The organism is Agrobacterium fabrum str. C58, from assembly GCF_000092025.1.
Lineage (GTDB): Bacteria > Pseudomonadota > Alphaproteobacteria > Rhizobiales > Rhizobiaceae > Agrobacterium > Agrobacterium fabrum.
This window is the reverse complement of record NC_003062.2, coordinates 634,621-651,236: the sequence shown is the minus strand read 5'-3', so window position 1 is coordinate 651,236 and position 16,616 is coordinate 634,621. Positions and strand designations below refer to the sequence as shown.

Annotated in this window: 12 protein-coding genes; 6 read left to right on the top strand and 6 right to left on the bottom strand. The window is 59.5% G+C overall.

The genetic code is table 11. From position 1 onward, the window contains the following. The first annotated feature begins 21 nt into the window (after positions 1–21). A complete protein-coding gene (locus ATU_RS03220) occupies positions 22–1,395 on the top strand; it encodes a glutamate--cysteine ligase (protein ID WP_010971043.1) in 1,374 nt (457 codons plus the stop codon). 172 nt (positions 1,396–1,567) lie between these two features. Here the strand turns inward: ATU_RS03220 and ATU_RS03215 are convergent, their stop codons facing one another. Further along, on the bottom strand, positions 1,568–1,861 hold the full coding sequence (locus ATU_RS03215; RefSeq protein WP_010972641.1) for a YjiS-like domain-containing protein: 294 nt from the start codon (positions 1,859–1,861) through the stop codon (positions 1,568–1,570). A 202-nt stretch (positions 1,862–2,063) separates the two neighbouring features. Between ATU_RS03215 and ATU_RS03210 the strand changes: the two genes are divergently transcribed. Next, a complete protein-coding gene (locus ATU_RS03210; RefSeq protein ID WP_006313123.1) occupies positions 2,064–3,014 on the top strand; it encodes a LysR substrate-binding domain-containing protein in 951 nt (316 codons plus the stop codon). A 40-nt stretch (positions 3,015–3,054) separates the two neighbouring features. On the opposite strand, the gene ATU_RS03205 is transcribed toward ATU_RS03210, so the two are convergent. Further along, a complete protein-coding gene (locus tag ATU_RS03205; protein ID WP_010971042.1) occupies positions 3,055–5,493 on the bottom strand; it encodes a DUF1217 domain-containing protein in 2,439 nt (812 codons plus the stop codon). 367 nt (positions 5,494–5,860) lie between these two features. Between ATU_RS03205 and ATU_RS03200 the strand changes: the two genes are divergently transcribed. Continuing rightward, positions 5,861–6,427 carry a DUF6101 family protein gene (locus ATU_RS03200; protein ID WP_010971041.1) on the top strand — a complete coding sequence of 189 codons (567 nt, stop codon included), beginning with the start codon at positions 5,861–5,863 and terminating at the stop codon, positions 6,425–6,427. Between the two features lie 76 nt (positions 6,428–6,503). Here ATU_RS03200 and ubiA read toward each other — a convergent pair whose 3' ends face one another. The 4 genes from ubiA to ATU_RS03180 form a co-directional block, all read right to left on the bottom strand. Continuing rightward, the gene (gene ubiA / locus ATU_RS03195) at positions 6,504–7,457 is read right to left on the bottom strand and encodes a 4-hydroxybenzoate octaprenyltransferase (RefSeq protein ID WP_010971040.1); all 954 of its coding nucleotides are present in this window, start codon (positions 7,455–7,457) and stop codon (positions 6,504–6,506) included. Positions 7,458–7,576: 119 nt separating this feature from the next. Then, positions 7,577–8,377: a MipA/OmpV family protein gene (locus ATU_RS03190; RefSeq protein ID WP_010971039.1), complete on the bottom strand. Its 801-nt coding sequence runs from the start codon at positions 8,375–8,377 to the stop codon at positions 7,577–7,579. A gap of 152 nt (positions 8,378–8,529) precedes the next feature. After that, complete coding sequence (locus ATU_RS03185; protein ID WP_010971038.1) at positions 8,530–9,786, bottom strand: cyclopropane fatty acid synthase; 1,257 nt, start codon at positions 9,784–9,786, stop codon at positions 8,530–8,532. Between the two features lie 168 nt (positions 9,787–9,954). Then, positions 9,955–12,279, bottom strand: a complete 2,325-nt coding sequence (locus ATU_RS03180) for a Tex family protein (protein WP_010971037.1) — start codon at positions 12,277–12,279, stop codon at positions 9,955–9,957. Positions 12,280–12,480: 201 nt separating this feature from the next. Here ATU_RS03180 and purD point away from each other — a divergent pair, with 201 nt between their 5' ends. The 3 genes from purD (at position 12,481) to ATU_RS03165 (ending at position 16,565) form a co-directional block, all read left to right on the top strand. Then, entirely contained in the window at positions 12,481–13,752 is a 1,272-nt protein-coding gene (gene purD, locus ATU_RS03175) for a phosphoribosylamine--glycine ligase (RefSeq protein WP_010971036.1), read from the top strand. 155 nt (positions 13,753–13,907) lie between these two features. Continuing rightward, the gene (locus ATU_RS03170; RefSeq protein ID WP_010972616.1) at positions 13,908–14,417 is read left to right on the top strand and encodes a plant virulence effector HPE1-like domain-containing protein; all 510 of its coding nucleotides are present in this window, start codon (positions 13,908–13,910) and stop codon (positions 14,415–14,417) included. Positions 14,418–14,741: 324 nt separating this feature from the next. Beyond that, positions 14,742–16,565 carry a methyl-accepting chemotaxis protein gene (locus ATU_RS03165; RefSeq protein WP_010971035.1) on the top strand — a complete coding sequence of 608 codons (1,824 nt, stop codon included), beginning with the start codon at positions 14,742–14,744 and terminating at the stop codon, positions 16,563–16,565. Positions 16,566–16,616 lie beyond the last annotated feature (51 nt).

Sequence of the window (16,616 nt, the reverse complement as noted above, 5' to 3'; positions counted from 1 at the left end):
GACGTCATAACAAGGTAAGCCATGGCACGCGACACGACCGACCAGACACCCCTCTCCTCCGTCACGGAGCTTACCGACTATCTGGCGGCCGGTTGCAGGGCTGAAGCGGATTTCCGCATCGGCACCGAACATGAGAAATTCGCCTTTTTCCGCAAGGATAACAGCCCTGTTCCCTATTTCGGCGAGGCCAGCATTTCGGCACTGCTGAAGGGCATGCAGGAAAAGCTCGGCTGGGAGCCGATCATGGACGGTGAAAACATCATCGGCCTTGGCGAACAGCACGGCATGGGCGCCATCTCCATCGAGCCGGGCGGCCAGTTCGAACTGTCTGGCGCGCCGCTCGAAAACCTGCACCAGACCTGCAAGGAATCCAACCAGCATCTGGCAACCCTGCGGGAAGTGGCCGAGCCGATGGGCATCCGTTTCCTCGGCATCGGCGGCAGCCCGCTGTGGACTTCCGACGAGACCCCGCGCATGCCGAAATCGCGCTACGCGATCATGACGCGCTACATGCCGAAAGTCGGGACCAAGGGTCTCGACATGATGTACCGCACCTGCACCATCCAGGTTAACCTCGACTTCTCCTCCGAAGCGGACATGCGCCAGAAGATGCGCGTTTCCATGAAGTTGCAATCGCTGGCGACGGCGCTCTTTGCCTCTTCGCCCTTTACCGAGGGCAAGCCTAACGGTCTTCTGTCCTGGCGCGGCGATATCTGGCGCGATACCGACAATCGCCGCTCCGGCGTGCTGCCCTTCACCTTCAGTGACGATTTCGGCTTCAAGGATTATGTCGAATGGGCGCTTGATGTGCCGATGTATTTCATCGTGCGCGACGGCAAATATCACGATTGCACCCATGTCACCTTCCGCCAGTTCATGAACGGGGCGCTGAAGGGTGAAATCGCCGCATGGGAACCGACCATGGGCGACTGGACGAACCACCTCTCCACGCTGTTCCCCGATGTGCGCCTGAAGCGTTTCCTCGAAATGCGCGGCGCCGATGGCGGCCCGTGGCGGCGCATCTGCGCCCTGCCCGCCTTCTGGGTCGGCCTTCTCTATAATCAGGAGGCCCTCGACGCTGCCGATGCGCTGACCGCCGATTGGAGCTTCGATGAGGTGATCGCACTGCGCAACGCCGTGCCAGCGAAGGGGCTGGCGGCCGAGATTGCCGGCAAGCCGCTTCTCGGCATTGCCCGCCAGGTGCTCGACATTTCCCGTACCGGCCTGAAAAACCGCAAGCGGCTGAATGGCGAAGGTCAGGACGAGACCGTGTTCCTGTCATCGCTAGACGAGGTTCTGGCCAAGAAGACCACGCTCGCCGAAGACCTGCTTGCACTTTATAACGGCCGCTGGGGCGGTTCGGTGGTGCCGGTGTTCGAGGAATATCAGTATTGAGGCATTGCCGGTAAGCTGCGCCGGTGAGGTAAAGCCGGGCCATAAAAAAGCCCGGCGCGGCCGAGGGGCCTGACACCGGGCAAAGGCAGGGCTATTGGCAAATCACCCTGCGGGGAAAACCTTGCGGCTGGAAGCCACGTCCGGCAGCTGGAGGTCTACCGGAGGCGGAATTTCAAAGCGTCTTGAAACGCGTGACCGCGCGTTTGCGCGCAGCGCGGGTGAGATGGGACGTCGGATCTTCCAACAGGCCGGTATTGAGAGCATCGCTGACGTCAGACCGCACCAGACCGATATCGGCAAGAAGGCGGTCATCAAGTTCCGTGAGACCATTGGCCACGATACGATTGTAGATGCGCTGCACGAACGTTTTAACGCCGGATACACCCAGTACAGCGGCGCGACGCCAGGCGTCCCCCGGCCGTGCGGTTACAAGTTCCAGTTCCATTCTCCGTTCTGCCGTGCGCATGATACTTATCCTTCCGTAACGGCACGATGCGGCACCGCCCCCGACGCACCGCGCGCGAGAAGCTGCCTTGGGTTGGTGGCCCGACGTCTCGTCGGCCCAGGTTGATACTGATTTGCTTGGTGTCAAAATGTCGCAAGACTATTGATCAGTCCAACGAATGTTTCTAATGTGAGACATCAATCATTCTGATGGATGACACTCCATGTCCGCACCTCTCGACATCGACCAGCTGCATACCTTCATCGCCATCATCGATACGGGCAGCTTTACCAAAGCCGCTGACCGCGTTTTCAAGACGCAATCCGCCGTCTCCATGCAGATGCGGCGACTTGAAGAACGCATCGGCAAACAGCTCTTTGCAAAAGACGGCCGAGGCAATCGCCTGACCGCGGAGGGCGAAAAGCTGATGAATTATGCCCGCCGCATCATCCGCCTCAACAATGAGGCGATCGCCGCCTTCGATGACAACCGGCTGGAAGGCACGCTGCGCATCGGCACCCCTGATGACTATGCCGACCGCTACATGCCTGAAATCATCGGGCGTTTCGCCAAGACCCATCCGAATGTCGAGCTTTATATCGTCTGCGAACCTTCGGTCAGCCTTGCCGAAAAAATGGCGCGCGGCGAACTGGATATCGCGCTCGTTACCCATAATCCCCGTGCACGCTCCTCCGATGTGGTGCGAACCGAGCCGCTCTGCTGGGTCGCCTCCGCCAACCATCCGCTGAAGGACGACGCGCCGGTGCCGCTCGCCGTCGGGCGGCGCGATTGCCACTGGCGCCAGCTTGCCTGTTCGGCGCTCGATGCCGACGGGCGGGATTATCAGGTTCTGTTCACAAGCTGGTCTTCCACCGTGGTCGCCGCCGCGGTGCTGGCGGGCATGGCCGTTTCGGTGCTGCCGGAATCGGCGCTGCGCACCGGCATGAAGGTGCTGACCGCCGCCGATGGTTTCCCACCGCTGCCGCCGGTGCAGATCGGCCTGATGAAGCGCCCCGGTCTCTCGCCTTCGCTGGTGAACGCCATTACCGACCACATCACCGCCTGCCTCGATAATATCTCGCCGATGAGCGTTGTCGACGAGATGGACAGTGATGTGAAGACCTACCCCAAGATGCCGCGCCTGCGCGCCGGGCATATGCTGCCGGGATGGTGAGATGCCTAAGGCCGGATAGCCCGGCCTTTCTGTTGTCGGCTTATCGTGCCCGCAACGTTGCGACCGCCAGCAGCGTGTCGCCGCTGATACCCGCCGAGCCGCTGCCATTAAACAGCGTCATGATCGGATCGGCGACGTTCTGCTTGTTGTCATACATGATGGTGAAACGGGCAATCAGCTTCTTGACCTTATCCGGATCCTGAAAATCCTTGATATCGAAGTATTTCTTCATCATAGCCACCTGCGTATCGACATTGGCGTTGCCGAGTTCGTCCGGAATACCGAAGGTGGTCTTGATGAAGTTCTGGATCGCGGTATCGGCAAGGATCGAATAATAGGACGTCGTCCCGGCCGCCATGCGCTTGAAATAGAGCGCCAGTCGCACACCGGCGTTTTCTTCGCCGGCCTGCGATTCCAGGGTCTGGGTCAGATAATTGTCGAGCGTTTCATAGAGACCGCGCCGGGTCTGGATCGCACTGCGGTCTTCATGAAGGAGCTTGCCTTCCGTGTCGAAATTGAAGGCGGTGACAAGGCGACGGAAGACCGGGTCCATCTCCTTGTTGACGTAGCTGTTCTTGTCATCAAGGTTCGAGGTGAAGATTTTCTGCAGCTGCTCTTTGGTGACGCTCTTGGGGTCGATACCGAGCGATTCCATCGCGAATTTGGTCAGGCGGTCATTGGCCAGAAATTCACTGAGCGTCTTGATCTTCTGCATCTCGCCTGAGAAATACTTCGCCTCAGTCTGGGCGGCTTCTTTGTCCTTTTCGGTACCGAAAGCCGATTTCTTCTTGATGTAGTCGGCCGACATGGTCTGCAGCTCGATTTCCGACTGCGCCAGAATGGGTGAACCTACCGAACCGTCCTTCGTGAAGTTGAAGAGTTCGGCGAGCTTCACGTATCGGTCGTCCTTCAGCGTATAAACATAGCTCTTTTTATCCTGCAGGTCGCTGGTCAGCACTCTCTGGATATCGGAGATGTTGACCTTGGCGGGATCGAGACCGACGGCTCTCAGCGCATAGGTATAGACGGCGTTGGTTCCGAGGAAATCATTGACGCTCGTGACCTTGCTTATGCTGCTCTTGAACAGTGAAAGCGCCTTTGCGTCTGCAGCGTCGTCCGCATCGTTGTAATGGGTCATGTAACCGCTGGTGGTCGTGGCGGTCTGGGTCGTCGTCTGCGGCGTCGTGCCGGCCGCAAGCGTTCCATCTGGGAGAAAATTGAATGCGTTTTTCAGGGCGAGGTAACGTTTGTCGTTCTTGCCCATGGTCGCGATGTAATTGTTCGGATCGCTGAGATCGCTGGTGAGGATGTTCTTGATCGTTGCGGGCACGATAGTGAGGTCATTCAGGTCGAAGGCCGTTCTGACATAATTGAGAAGCCGCGCGTCCGACATCAGTTCCTCTACCGTCGTGATGGAACCAATCTTCGATTCGAAATAATCGCGGTTCAGCGTGGCGACGGTCGGTGTCACACGCGGTGCGCTGCCAATATAGGAGTCCGTGATGGCTTTCAGTTTGTCCGCCGTCTGCGCCCCGCCGGCATCCACCGTACCGTCATTCTTGAATTCGAAAGCATTGGCGATCTGCGCCATCTTGTTATATTGCGTGACGGCGTTCGACAGCGTTGTCTGCTCCGCCTTGATCGCCGCGAGCTTCGCGTCCCATTGATCCTTTGGCGGCAGAACGGCCTCAAGCTGGGTCAGCTGGTTCTGGCGGGTCACCTTTTCCGCCTCGAGCTTCGTGCGCTCCTCGGCCGTCAGACCGGTGCCGGCAAGGTCGGTATCAATCGCCGTAATGCGGGCCGTGACCTGCGCATGCAGTTCGATATTGCCCTTCATCGTCAGCTTTTCGACCGCGTCATTATAGGCCGCGCCGTAGTTCTGGTTGATGTAGCTATTGGGATCGTTGACGTCACTCGTCATCAATCCCTTGATATGGGCGTAGGAATAGGTCTTCTCATCGATGTTGAAGACCTGGAAGATATAGGCGCGCGTCCGATCGTTGCGCAGCAGCTGATCGGCATTCGTCACCGTGCCAATGATCGCCTTGTAATAACGCGTCTCTTCCGCAAGGCTGCCGTTCAAATTGGTGATCGACGTATCATAAAGACCGATCATCTTGTCGAGCTGCGCATCCGTCTGGACCGTCTTCGTCGACGCCGTGAAGTTGAAGGAGGCGGCAAATTCGCGATACCGTTCGTCGGTCAGCTTGTTGGCGAAACTGTTCTGGTCGTTCAGATCGCTTTCCAGCACCTTTTTCATGAAGGCCTTGGCATAGGTCATCTCGCCGAGACCGAAGGCATCCATGGCATAGGAATAGAGCTGGTAGTTACCGAGGAACTCATCGACGCTTTTCACATTGCCGATGTTCTCCTTGTAATATTTCGTCTGCCGCTCCACGAGCCCCTGCTGCGACACGCGCGAAATGCTTGATTTCATATCGCGGTTGATGAGGTCGTAGCTGAGAAAAGTCGATACCATCCTAATGCCCCCTGGAGCGCCGCGTATCCCCTCGGGACACCAGAAGCTCCGGTTTTAAATCCACCTCGCGCGCGCCCATCCGGACACACGGCAAGCCTTGGCAGGACTATGCATGACGCGCCTTGCCCGTAGCTTGAAAGAGCACAGTTTTGACGGCGATAAAAATCGCATTGTCTCGATCTGCTTTACCTAAGCGAAACCATGCCAAAGTGGGTTTTGCTAACCATTTGGGAATGCAAAGTTTTCTTAACCGCGATTTTTAAGCAGTCTCGAACAGGCGGCAGATATTCTCCTGACATCAGAGGACGAAAAGTCCCAATGAGAAGACCGGAAACCGGCTCTCAGGTAAAACAAGGGTAGAATAAACATGACCAAGACCGTTCTGAAGCCCGACTGGGCCGTCGCCACACTCAGGTTAGACCCGGCACGTTTTCCGCAACAGGTCACCTATGGAAAAGCCAATGGCGCGACTGATGTCGCCGTCACTCTCGATGAACGGGGCGCCGTTCTGAGAAAGGTTCTCACCTCTTCCGGCCTGCCTTTATCCTTCGCTTTGCCAGCCCGCGCCTTCAAGGGTGTTGCCGCCCGCGCCATCGACCATGGCGACGGTCAGGTCACCGTGACGCTGGAACTGCACCATGACGATCCGGACCTCTGCGTTCCGCTGCTGGTCGCTCATGATCTCTACGATATCGCCGCCGACTGGCGCAGCTGGTCCGAGGCCTACCGCATTCCCATGCTGATGGTGGAAGCCGATGGCGTTGCCCGCCCGCTGGAAGAACATCTCGGCAAGGTACGAACCCAGAATACCCGCCCGCGCCGTCGCCATTCCTATTTCGCGGATCGCCGCCCGCGCTTCCTCGTTCGCCGCTCCACCGGCTCGCTCGGCATGAGCATGAAGATCGAGGGCAAGGAAATCATCGCCCGCAGCTGATCTTCTTCAGTCCAGAACATAAAAGCCCGGTGCGGATGACGCGACCGGGCTTTTTCGTATTCCCTATTCCCGCAACTTACGCCAGCAGCAGCGGCAGGATGAGACCGGCAAAAATCAGCACGCCGACACGGTTGTTGGATTTGAACAGCACGAGGCATTGGTCGACGTTGTCGATATCGAGCACCCAGACCTGCCGGAACAGCATGATGGCGGCAGCGGCAAGGCCACTATAGGCAATAATGTTAACACCCGCCGTCCAGAACGACAGGAAAATCATGACAAGGGCTGTGCCATAAAGGACAACCAGCCAGCGATGTGTGTTTTCTCCAAACAGCAGCGCGGTCGAGCCGATGCCCACGGCCGTGTCGTCTTCCTTGTCCTGATGGGCGTAGATTGTATCATAACCGATCGTCCAGGCGATGGAACCGACATAAAGCAGGACAGCCGGCCAGGCGAGAGAACCGAACTGCCCGGCCCAGCCCATCAGCGCACCCCAGGAAAATGCGAGCCCGAGGAAAAATTGCGGCCAGTTGGTAAAGCGCTTGGCGAAGGGATAGATCGCCACGAAGACCAGCGAGGCTATGCCGGTGATAACAGCGAAACCGTTGAACTGCAAAAGCACAACCAGCCCGGCAAGCGCCTGCAGCACGATGAAGAGCTTGGCCTGCCCGCGGCTCACCCGGCCCGATGGCAGCGGCCGCGAGCGGGTGCGCGCCACGGCCATGTCGATCTTGTGGTCGGCGAGATCATTATAGGTGCAGCCCGCGCCGCGCATCGCCACCGATCCGATGAAGAACAGCACGAGATGCCAGATCAACGTGCCCCAGGAAAAGCCGCCAGTCGCCACTGCCGCATTGGCCGCGAGGGCTGCGGCCCAGAAACACGGCCACATCAGTAATTGCCAGCCAATGGGACGATCCCACCGTGCCAGCTGCGCATAAGGCCAGAGGGGCCTCGGCAAAATCCGATAGACCCAGTTGTTGGATGGCGCGTCGGAAACGCGGTCTGACAAATCGCTGTGGTGAACCATGCGATGGTTCTACAGCATTGGCAAAAAAATCGGAATGGATTTCAGCACCCCGCCCGCATGCAAAAAAGCCCCGCAGCGGCTTCGCAACGGGGCTTCACATGTGGTTATCGCCCGTCCCCTCAGGGCAGCGAGAAATTGAACTTGTAGCTGGCCTGAACGCCGACGATGAACTGGTTCTTCGAACCGCGTTCGCGCACCAGCGAGCTGTCGGCGGCATCGCCCATCAGGCGGCGATATTCCGCGAACGAGCCAACTTCCGCGTTTTCGGTGACCTTCCAGGTGATGGCTGCGCCAACGCCGGCGGAATGCAGGCCGCCGCCCGGGCTATAGGGCGAAGGCGCACCAGCCGCCGTCTGGGCGGCGCTGACGCCATAATAGCGCTCGTTATATTTGCTGCTGACCCAGGTCGCGCGCGGGCCGACGGACACCTGAATACCGGGAGCGATATCGGTGAAGACATCGGCGTTGAGATCCGCCACCACGCCGCTGTGGCTGCGGATGCCCTGACGGGCTTCGCCGCGAATGCGCAGCCAGTCGGTCGGATAGGCTTCGGCGAAACCGCCCAGCTCCCCGCCGCGCTTGATGCGGGTCATGCCCTTCAGGTCGGCCGAATCGCCTTCGTCGCGCGGGGAAACCAGCTTGCCGGCCAGACCCATGCTGATCGGGCCATTGTCCAGAAGCGAGATCGAGGCGCTGTCGTTGCGCGAGGTGAAACGTGCACCCTGCCCCTGACGGCCAAGCGAAATGATGGGCGAAAAGCCGAATTCATTCTTGTTGTCGCCCTGATATTTCGGTGCGGTGAAACCCGCGCCGCCGAGCTTCAGATACCAGTCGCCGGAAAACCAGCCTTCAGCATGGGCATTACCCACAGCAAAAAGCGACAGGACACAGGCGGCAACGGCCGCTGATGGCTTGAACATGAAAGAACCCCAGAAACGCAATACAGACAGGTGCCCGTAGAATTAGAGGGATTGTCTTTCCATTCCATTAACCAGCGTGGGGAGAAACGTACAGCGCTCCCCTCCGTCCTACCGGCCTTGAGCCGGTAGGACGGAGGGGAATACCTCCAGCGTCAGAAGGAAACCTTCTCCAGTGGCGGGCGCGTCTTTTCGAACTCCAGCAGCTTTGCCTCGTTCTGCGCGATATAATCGCGATTATGCGGCACGGCATCGCGGTCCTTGGCGAGCTGAATCTGGAAAATATGGAAGTTTTCGTGGGTGAAGGCCATTTCCGAGCCTGCCAGATAAAACTCCCACATGCGAAAGAACCGTTCGTCGTAAAGCGCGACCGCCTCTGCCTTGCGCGCCACGAAACGTTCCCGCCAATGCCGCAGCGTATGCGCATAATGCATCGGCAGGATTTCGATATCCTTCACCAGCAGCCCGGACTTCTGGATCGCCGGCAGCACCTCGGCGAGCGAAGGAATATAGCCGCCGGGGAAAATATATTTTTCGATGAAGGGGTTGGTCGCCAGCGCCGGATAGGGTTGGCCGATGGAATGCAGCACCATCACGCCCTTGTCGTCCAGCACCTCCGCTACCTTGTCGAAATAATCGCGATAATGGGTCGGCCCGACATGTTCAAACATGCCGACGGAGACGATGCGGTCATATTTCTTCGAGGCCGGCAGGTAACGGTAGTCCTGCAATTCGAAGCGAACATTGCCGGCAAGCCCACGCTTTGCCGCGCGGTCGCGCGAGACGCGCAGCTGTTCTTCGCTGAGCGTGATGCCGGTCACATCAGCACCGGCGCTTTCGGCGATATACATCGCCATGCCACCCCAGCCGGAGCCGATTTCCAGAACGCTCTGGCCCGGTTCGGTCATCAGCTTGGCGGCAATGTGCCGCTTTTTCGCAACCTGCGCCTCATAGAGGCCGATATCAGGCGGATTGAAATAGGCACAGGAATATTGCCAGTCCTCGTCGAGGAAGAGATCGAACAGCTTGGCGCTCAGATCGTAGTGATGGGCGACATTGCTCTTGTTGTGATTGACCGGCAGACGCATCTTGATGCGGGCGGCGATGATGCGGGCCATGCCACGCCAGATCATGCCGAAGGACAACGCCTCGCTCAGCGTATTGCCCTTCACCAGCGCCAGGAAATCGTAAATGTCGCCTTTCGCGACCTTCGCCCGGCCTTCCATGTACATTTCAGCGAGCTTGAGCGCCGGATCGGCGGCAATCTCCTGCATGGCGGCTTCGTCAGTAAAATTCAGAACCACTTTTTTTCCCGTGCCGTCGCCAAATGTGCGGCTACCGCCCGGGCTGTTGACGGTGAGATCACCGATCTTGATTATCTTTTCGAGAAGAACATGCAGAGACGACGCCATGGCACCCCCAATTGCTAAGTCTCACTTATCAATTTTGCTGACCGTATTCCTTTCAGCACAAGTTTCAAGATAGTCTTATTTCAAAAAAATTGAACGATTTCATCAAGCAAAAAGCCCCGCCGGCGTGTCCGGCGGGGCTTTTTGGTCAAAAAACAATTCAACCAGAGGTCAGCGTCGCTTCATGGCTTCGGCCAAAGCGGCGGCGAGAGCACCACCGGATTGCGACCCCTCGTTGCGTTCTTTCGGCTTGGCTGTCGCGTGGCGCATGGCGCCCGCATTGTTCTTTTCACGCATCGGCTGCGGCACTGCCTCACCGCCATCCTTACGCATGGTCAGCCCGATGCGCTTACGCTTCACATCCACTTCCACGACTCGCACCTTGACGACGTCGCCCGCCTTGACGACCTCATGCGGGTCCTTCACGAAACGGTCGGCGAGCTGCGAGACATGCACGAGGCCATCCTGATGCACGCCGATATCCACGAAAGCGCCGAAAGCGGCGACATTGGTGACGGTGCCCTCCAGAAGCATGCCAGGTTTCAGATCGGTGATCTCATCCACACCATCTGCAAAGGTCGCGGTCTTGAAGCTCGGGCGCGGGTCGCGACCGGGTTTTTCCAGTTCGGCGATGATGTCTTTGACGGTCGGCAGGCCGAACTGCTCGTCGATGAAGCGCTTGGGGTCAAGCGCTTTCAGCGCGGCGCTATCCCCCATCAGCGAACGCAGATCACGGCCGCAGGCGGCCACGATCTTCTTTGCAACGCCATAGGCTTCCGGGTGCACCGAAGAGGAATCCAGTGGTTCCTTGCCGTTCGGAATACGCAGGAAGCCGGCGCATTGTTCGAAGGTGCGCTGGCCAAGCCGCGGCACTTTCAGCAATTCCTTGCGGCTTGCGAAAGGGCCGGTCTGGTCACGATGGGCAACGATGGCATCGGCAATGGAGCTGCCAAGACCGGAGACCCTCGCCAGAAGCGGCGACGATGCCGTGTTGAGATCGACGCCGACGGCATTCACCGCATCTTCCACCACGGCATCAAGCGAGCGGCTGAGGCGGCCCTGATCGACATCGTGCTGATATTGTCCGACGCCGATGGATTTCGGCTCGATCTTCACCAGTTCCGCCAACGGGTCCTGAAGACGCCGGGCGATGGAGACGGCGCCGCGCAAGGAAACATCGAGATTGGGGAATTCGGCTGCTGCCCGTTCCGAAGCGGAATAGACGGATGCGCCGGCTTCCGAGACGATAACCTTGGTGGGCTTTGCGCCGGAAGCGGAAGCCGGCAGCTGGGCCAGAAGATCGGCCACCAGCTTTTCGGTTTCACGGCTGCCCGTGCCGTTGCCGATGGCGATGAGTTCGACATTGTGTTTGCGGATCAGCGAGGCGAGTTCGGCCTGCGTGCCGCGAACATCGTTCTTGGGCGGGAAGGGATAGACCGTGCTGGTATCCAGCAGCTTGCCGGTACCATCCACGATCGCGACCTTCACGCCGGTGCGGATGCCGGGGTCGAGACCCATGGTGGCGCGGGATCCGGCGGGGGCGGCCAGCAGCAGATCCTTCAGATTGCGGGCAAAGACATTGATCGCCTCTTCTTCCGCCCGCTCGCGCAACTCGCGCATCAGATCGAGCGACAGCGACATGGAAAGCTTAACGCGCCAGGTCCAGCCCGCCACCTCCATCAGCCACTGATCGGCAGGTCCGGCGCTGCGGATATCGAAAGCGGCAGCAATGGTGCGCTGCGACGGCTTCACCGGCGAGGGATCATCCGCATCGACATCGATCGTCAATGTCAGCACTTCCTCGTTCCAGCCGCGCAGCATGGCGAGCGCCCGGTGGCCCGGCACCGTTGCCCAGCGCTCGGAATGGTCGAAATAATCGGAAAACTTCTCGCCCGTCGCCTGTTTGCCATCCACGACCTTGGCGCGAAAGGTGGCGTTCCGGCGCATGTAATCACGCAGGCGGCCGAGAAGATCGGCGTTTTCCGTCATGGTCTCGGCAACGATGTCGCGCGCGCCCTCGAGCGCCGCCTTCACATCGGCCACCTCACCCTTGACATAGGCCTCCGCCAGTTTCGCCGGATCGGCAGCGCGGTTTTCCCAGATGGCTTCGGCGAGCGGGCCGAGACCGCGTTCGCGGGCGATTTCCGCGCGGGTGCGGCGCTTCGGCTTATAGGGCAGATAGAGGTCTTCCAGCTCAGCCTTGGTGCCCGCCTGCATGATCTTGACCATCAACTCGTCGGTCATCTTGCCTTGGCCGGTGATGGAATCGACGATGGAGGCGCGGCGCGCATTGAGTTCGCGCAGATAGACGAGGCGTTCCGCCAGCGTTCGAAGCTGGGTGTCATCGAGACCGCCGGTCACTTCCTTGCGGTAGCGGGCGATGAAGGGCACGGTCGCGCCCTCGTCCAGCAAGGCCACCGCCGCCTTTACCTGATCGGGGCGGGCATTGATTTCGGAGGCTATGAGCGAGGCGAGGCGGGCATTGTCTGCGGTCATGGGGTTCTCTGCTGTGGCGTCTGGAGCGGCGAACATAATGTCTGATTGTGGCGTGACAACAAGAGGTATCCACGATTCCACAGGAAAGGCTGAGTTCAAGGGAAAGACAGGCATTTGCGGCGCTTTCTCCTTGACCTTTCGCCCCCCTGCCCTTAACGCCCGTGCCACAAGGTTACTGGCGAATTTGCAGGGGTATTGACCATGAAAGTTCTGTTGATCGGTTCCGGCGGACGCGAACATGCGCTGGCGTGGAAAATCGCCCAGTCTCCCCTCATCGACGCGCTTTATGCCGCACCCGGCAATCCCGGCATCGCCGACCATGCGACACTCGTTTCGCTCGACGTGGAAGACCACGCCGCCGTCATCGCTTTCGCGAAGGAAAAAGCAATCGACTTCGTCGTCATCGGCCCGGAAGCACCGCTGGTCGCGGGTTTGGCGGACGATCTGCGCGCCGCCGGCATCGCCACTTTCGGACCTTCGAAGGCCGCCGCCCAGCTTGAGGGTTCCAAGGGCTTCACGAAGGACCTTTGCGCCCGTTACGATATTCCGACCGGGGCTTATGAGCGTTTCAAGGCGGCCGAACCTGCCAAGGACTATGTCCGTGCACAGGGCGCGCCGATCGTTATCAAGGCGGATGGGCTTGCCGCCGGCAAGGGCGTGACCGTGGCCATGACCGAAGCCGAAGCGCTTGCCGCCATAGATGACTGTTTCGACGGTGCTTTCGGCACGGCCGGCACTGAGGTGGTGGTGGAAGCCTTCCTCGACGGCGAGGAAGCGAGCTTCTTCTGCCTTTCGGATGGTAAAACGGCGCTGGCGCTCGCCACCGCGCAGGATCACAAGCGTGTCGGCGATGGCGATACCGGCCCGAATACCGGCGGCATGGGTGCTTACTCTCCCGCCCCTGTCATGACACCAGCCATGGTGGAGCGCACCATGAAGGAGATCATCGAGCCGACGATCTCAGGCATGGCCAAGGATGGGAATCCTTTCTCCGGCGTATTCTTCGCCGGCCTGATGATTACCGCCAAGGGTCCGGAACTGATCGAATACAATGTTCGCTTCGGCGATCCCGAATGCCAGGTGCTGATGATGCGCCTCAAGAGTGACCTTTTGCCGATCCTCTACGCCACGGCCACCGGAACGCTGGACAAGGTGCAGGCGGAATGGCGCGACGATGCGGCGCTGACCGTGGTTCTCGCTTCCAAGGGTTATCCCGGCGCTTATGACAAGAACACGCCGATTGCCCATATTCCCGAGGCCAGCGAAGAAGCCAAGGTGTTCCATGCCGGGACTGCGCTGAAGGATGGCAAACTCGTTGCGACCGGCGGCCGTGTGCTCAATGTCACCGCCTTTGGCAGAAACGTGACGGAAGCGCAGGCGCGCGCCTATGCGCTGGCCGACAAGGTTGAATGGGAAAACGGCTTCTGCCGCCGCGATATCGGCTGGCAGGCCATTGCCCGCGAAAAGGCCTGATCCTTAAAGCAGATGGGCTCAGCAGCGACTATTTCGTTCAATTTTTACCAAGTTTGCTGACCCGATGGAAACGAAAGACCGGTAATACTTGCCCCATTATTGCATGGCGCATTGTGTCTCGATTGCGAGGCCGCGCCGTCATTTCGGGGGTTTCGATGCAGCGTCTTTTTCTGACAGCGATTGTCGTGCTGACCAGCGGGTCGGCGATGGCGTCCTCCATCGAATATATCAATGACGTGCAAGTCACCAATGGCAGCTTCGTTCGCCTGAATTGCGCCGGCTGCCAGCCGCTGAAAAACAAACCCGCGGCGCAGGGTTATGCCGTTCCATCCATCGAGCCAGGCACGCAGCACACTGAAATGCACGAGGTCGATGGCAAACGCACGCTGGTGCGCACCGAAGCCTGGCTTGGCGGTGCGCCGGTCACCTTCGTCAGCACCAATCCCGCATGGATGACGGACCCCTCCGGCACCGTCATCGCAACCTATGACGACGCGGCACCCGAGGCACATCCCGCTGAAACGGCGTCAACGCCGGCCGGCATCGACGTGACGGCGACCACGGCAGCCGTCAACGCAATCTCCAGCGACAATGCATCCAAGCCGGCCAACGCCTCGGTGATCGACACGCCCCAGTTCCCGGATTTCCAGTTGCGCGGCAACTGATCCGCCAGCGGCGCTTTTGACGACAAACGTCAAATAATCGCGCTTTCGCTGCATTCTCCAAGAAATGCCGCAACCATGCGGGGAATATTACTTTCTCCGCCGCTTATTCAGTCAGCCCAACCTGATAAAGCCTTCGCTAATTAAATATTTATTCAAATTTTTGGCCGCTAAGTGGATTTATAGTGCAATGCAGCACAGAAAGAGGCCATAGCGCGTGCAGTCGCTTCGGCCCTTTCATCGCGCATCATGCGCCTCTCCCCTCTCCGAAACATCGGTACCGCGCGGCGTTTTTACGACGCGCGATCCCAAACCTTGCGAGCGCCCATGAAGAACCTTTCCATTTCCCGTCAACTGATCGTTCTCGTGGTGGCCCTGATGGCCGCCTTCGGCGCGGCGACCTTCTACCAGCTGAAATCCGCCACCGATGCGATCTATGAGGAACGCTACGGCATGCTGCGGACGCAGGTGCAATCCGCAATCTCCATCCTGCAATCCTTCCATGACAAGGAAAAGGCCGGGACGCTTTCGCGCGACGAGGCCATGAAACAGGCTTACGCGACCGTCAGCGCCATGCGCTTCACTCCCGATGGCTATCTTTTCGGTTACGACTACGACGTGACGATGAAATTCCATCCCGATACAAAACGGGTCGGGGAAAACTACAAGGGTAAGCCCGACAGCAAGGGCTTTGCCTATCGTGACGAACTGGTGCGGCTTGGTCGCAATGGCGGCGGGCAGACGGATTTCTACGGTCCGAAGCCTGGCATGGAAGGCAATGATTACGCCAAGAGCTCCTACGCGCTGGCCTTCGAGCCCTGGCAGGTGGTGGTCGTGACCGGCGTTTACATCGACGATCTGAATGCGCAGGTTCGTGGTGAGGTGATGAAAGCGCTGTCCATTGGCGCGCTCATCTTCGTGCTGGCGCTTGCCGCCGCCTTCTACGTCATCCGCGGCATTTCGAAACCGCTCGGCGACATTCACCGCGCGCTCGGCGAAGTGGCCAATGAGAACGTTTCGCTCGCCATTCCCCACACCGGCCTGACCAACGAAGTGGGCATGATGGCCAAGGCCACCGCCTCGCTGCAGGACAAGGTGCGCGAGCGCCATGCCATGCAGCGCCGTGAGGAAGAGCAGCAGCAGCAGCTCGATGCCGAGCGCCAGAACAATCTCGACATGCAGCGCGACGAGGCCGCATTGCAGGCGCGGGTCGTCGCCACGATCGGCGAAGCGCTGGAGAAGCTGGCCGGTGGTGATCTGACCGTGCGCTGCGGCGATCTCGGCAACCGTTATGCGGCGCTGCGCGACAATTTCAACGAGGCTCTGACGCATCTCGATGCCGCCATGGCCAAGGTGAACACCAAGAGCATCGATATTGGCGGCTCGAAGGACGAAATCCGCAAGGCTTCGAACGAGCTTTCGCAGCGCACCGAACGGCAGGCCGCAAATCTGGAGGAAACCTCCGCGGCTCTCGATGAACTGACGGTTGCGGTGCGCCAGACGGCGGAAGGTGCAGCTGACGCCGCCAAGCGCGTCACCACCGTCAGCTCGGAAGCGACGCGCAGCGACCGGGTGGTGGAAGAGGCGATCACGGCGATGAGCGGTATCGAACAATCCTCCGACCAGATTTCCAACATTATCGGCGTGATCGACGTCATCGCCTTCCAGACCAACCTTCTGGCGCTGAATGCCGGCGTGGAAGCAGCCCGTGCGGGCGAAGCCGGCAAGGGTTTTGCCGTGGTGGCGCAGGAAGTGCGCGAACTGGCGCAGAAATCCGCCGCCGCCGCCAAGGAGATCAAGGACCAGATCGCCCGCTCTTCGGCCCAGGTGGAAAACGGCGTGCGCCTTGTCGGCGAGGCTGGCGACGCGCTGAAACGCATCTCGGACCAGATCAAATCCGCCAACGAGATCGTCAGCAAGATCGCCCATTCGGCCGCCGAACAGGATACGACCCTGCGTTCGATCTCCACGTCGCTGAACCAACTCGATGTCGCCACCCAGCACAATGCGGCGATGGCGGAAGAGACCACGGCTTCGGCGGAAGCGCTGGCGGTGGATACTGAAGAGCTGCTGAACCTCATCCGCGGCTTCCGCGTCTCCTCCGGCCATCAGCTGCACGGCATGGCGCGCGAGATGCGCATGGCGGGGTGATACGCTCCGAGGCTATCAACAACGGCGCCGGGGGAAACTCCGGCGCTTTTG

What these genes read in the sequence shown, in the direction of transcription:
- ATU_RS03220 (WP_010971043.1), top strand. Translation starts at nt 22, where the DNA reads ATGGCACGCGACACGACCGACCAGACACCCCTCTCCTCCGTCACGGAG.
- ATU_RS03215 (WP_010972641.1), bottom strand. Translation starts at nt 1,861, where the DNA reads ATGCGCACGGCAGAACGGAGAATGGAACTGGAACTTGTAACCGCACGG.
- ATU_RS03210 (WP_006313123.1), top strand. Translation starts at nt 2,064, where the DNA reads ATGTCCGCACCTCTCGACATCGACCAGCTGCATACCTTCATCGCCATC.
- ATU_RS03205 (WP_010971042.1), bottom strand. Translation starts at nt 5,493, where the DNA reads ATGGTATCGACTTTTCTCAGCTACGACCTCATCAACCGCGATATGAAA.
- ATU_RS03200 (WP_010971041.1), top strand. Translation starts at nt 5,861, where the DNA reads ATGACCAAGACCGTTCTGAAGCCCGACTGGGCCGTCGCCACACTCAGG.
- ubiA (WP_010971040.1), bottom strand. Translation starts at nt 7,457, where the DNA reads ATGGTTCACCACAGCGATTTGTCAGACCGCGTTTCCGACGCGCCATCC.
- ATU_RS03190 (WP_010971039.1), bottom strand. Translation starts at nt 8,377, where the DNA reads ATGTTCAAGCCATCAGCGGCCGTTGCCGCCTGTGTCCTGTCGCTTTTT.
- ATU_RS03185 (WP_010971038.1), bottom strand. Translation starts at nt 9,786, where the DNA reads ATGGCGTCGTCTCTGCATGTTCTTCTCGAAAAGATAATCAAGATCGGT.
- ATU_RS03180 (WP_010971037.1), bottom strand. Translation starts at nt 12,279, where the DNA reads ATGACCGCAGACAATGCCCGCCTCGCCTCGCTCATAGCCTCCGAAATC.
- purD (WP_010971036.1), top strand. Translation starts at nt 12,481, where the DNA reads ATGAAAGTTCTGTTGATCGGTTCCGGCGGACGCGAACATGCGCTGGCG.
- ATU_RS03170 (WP_010972616.1), top strand. Translation starts at nt 13,908, where the DNA reads ATGCAGCGTCTTTTTCTGACAGCGATTGTCGTGCTGACCAGCGGGTCG.
- ATU_RS03165 (WP_010971035.1), top strand. Translation starts at nt 14,742, where the DNA reads ATGAAGAACCTTTCCATTTCCCGTCAACTGATCGTTCTCGTGGTGGCC.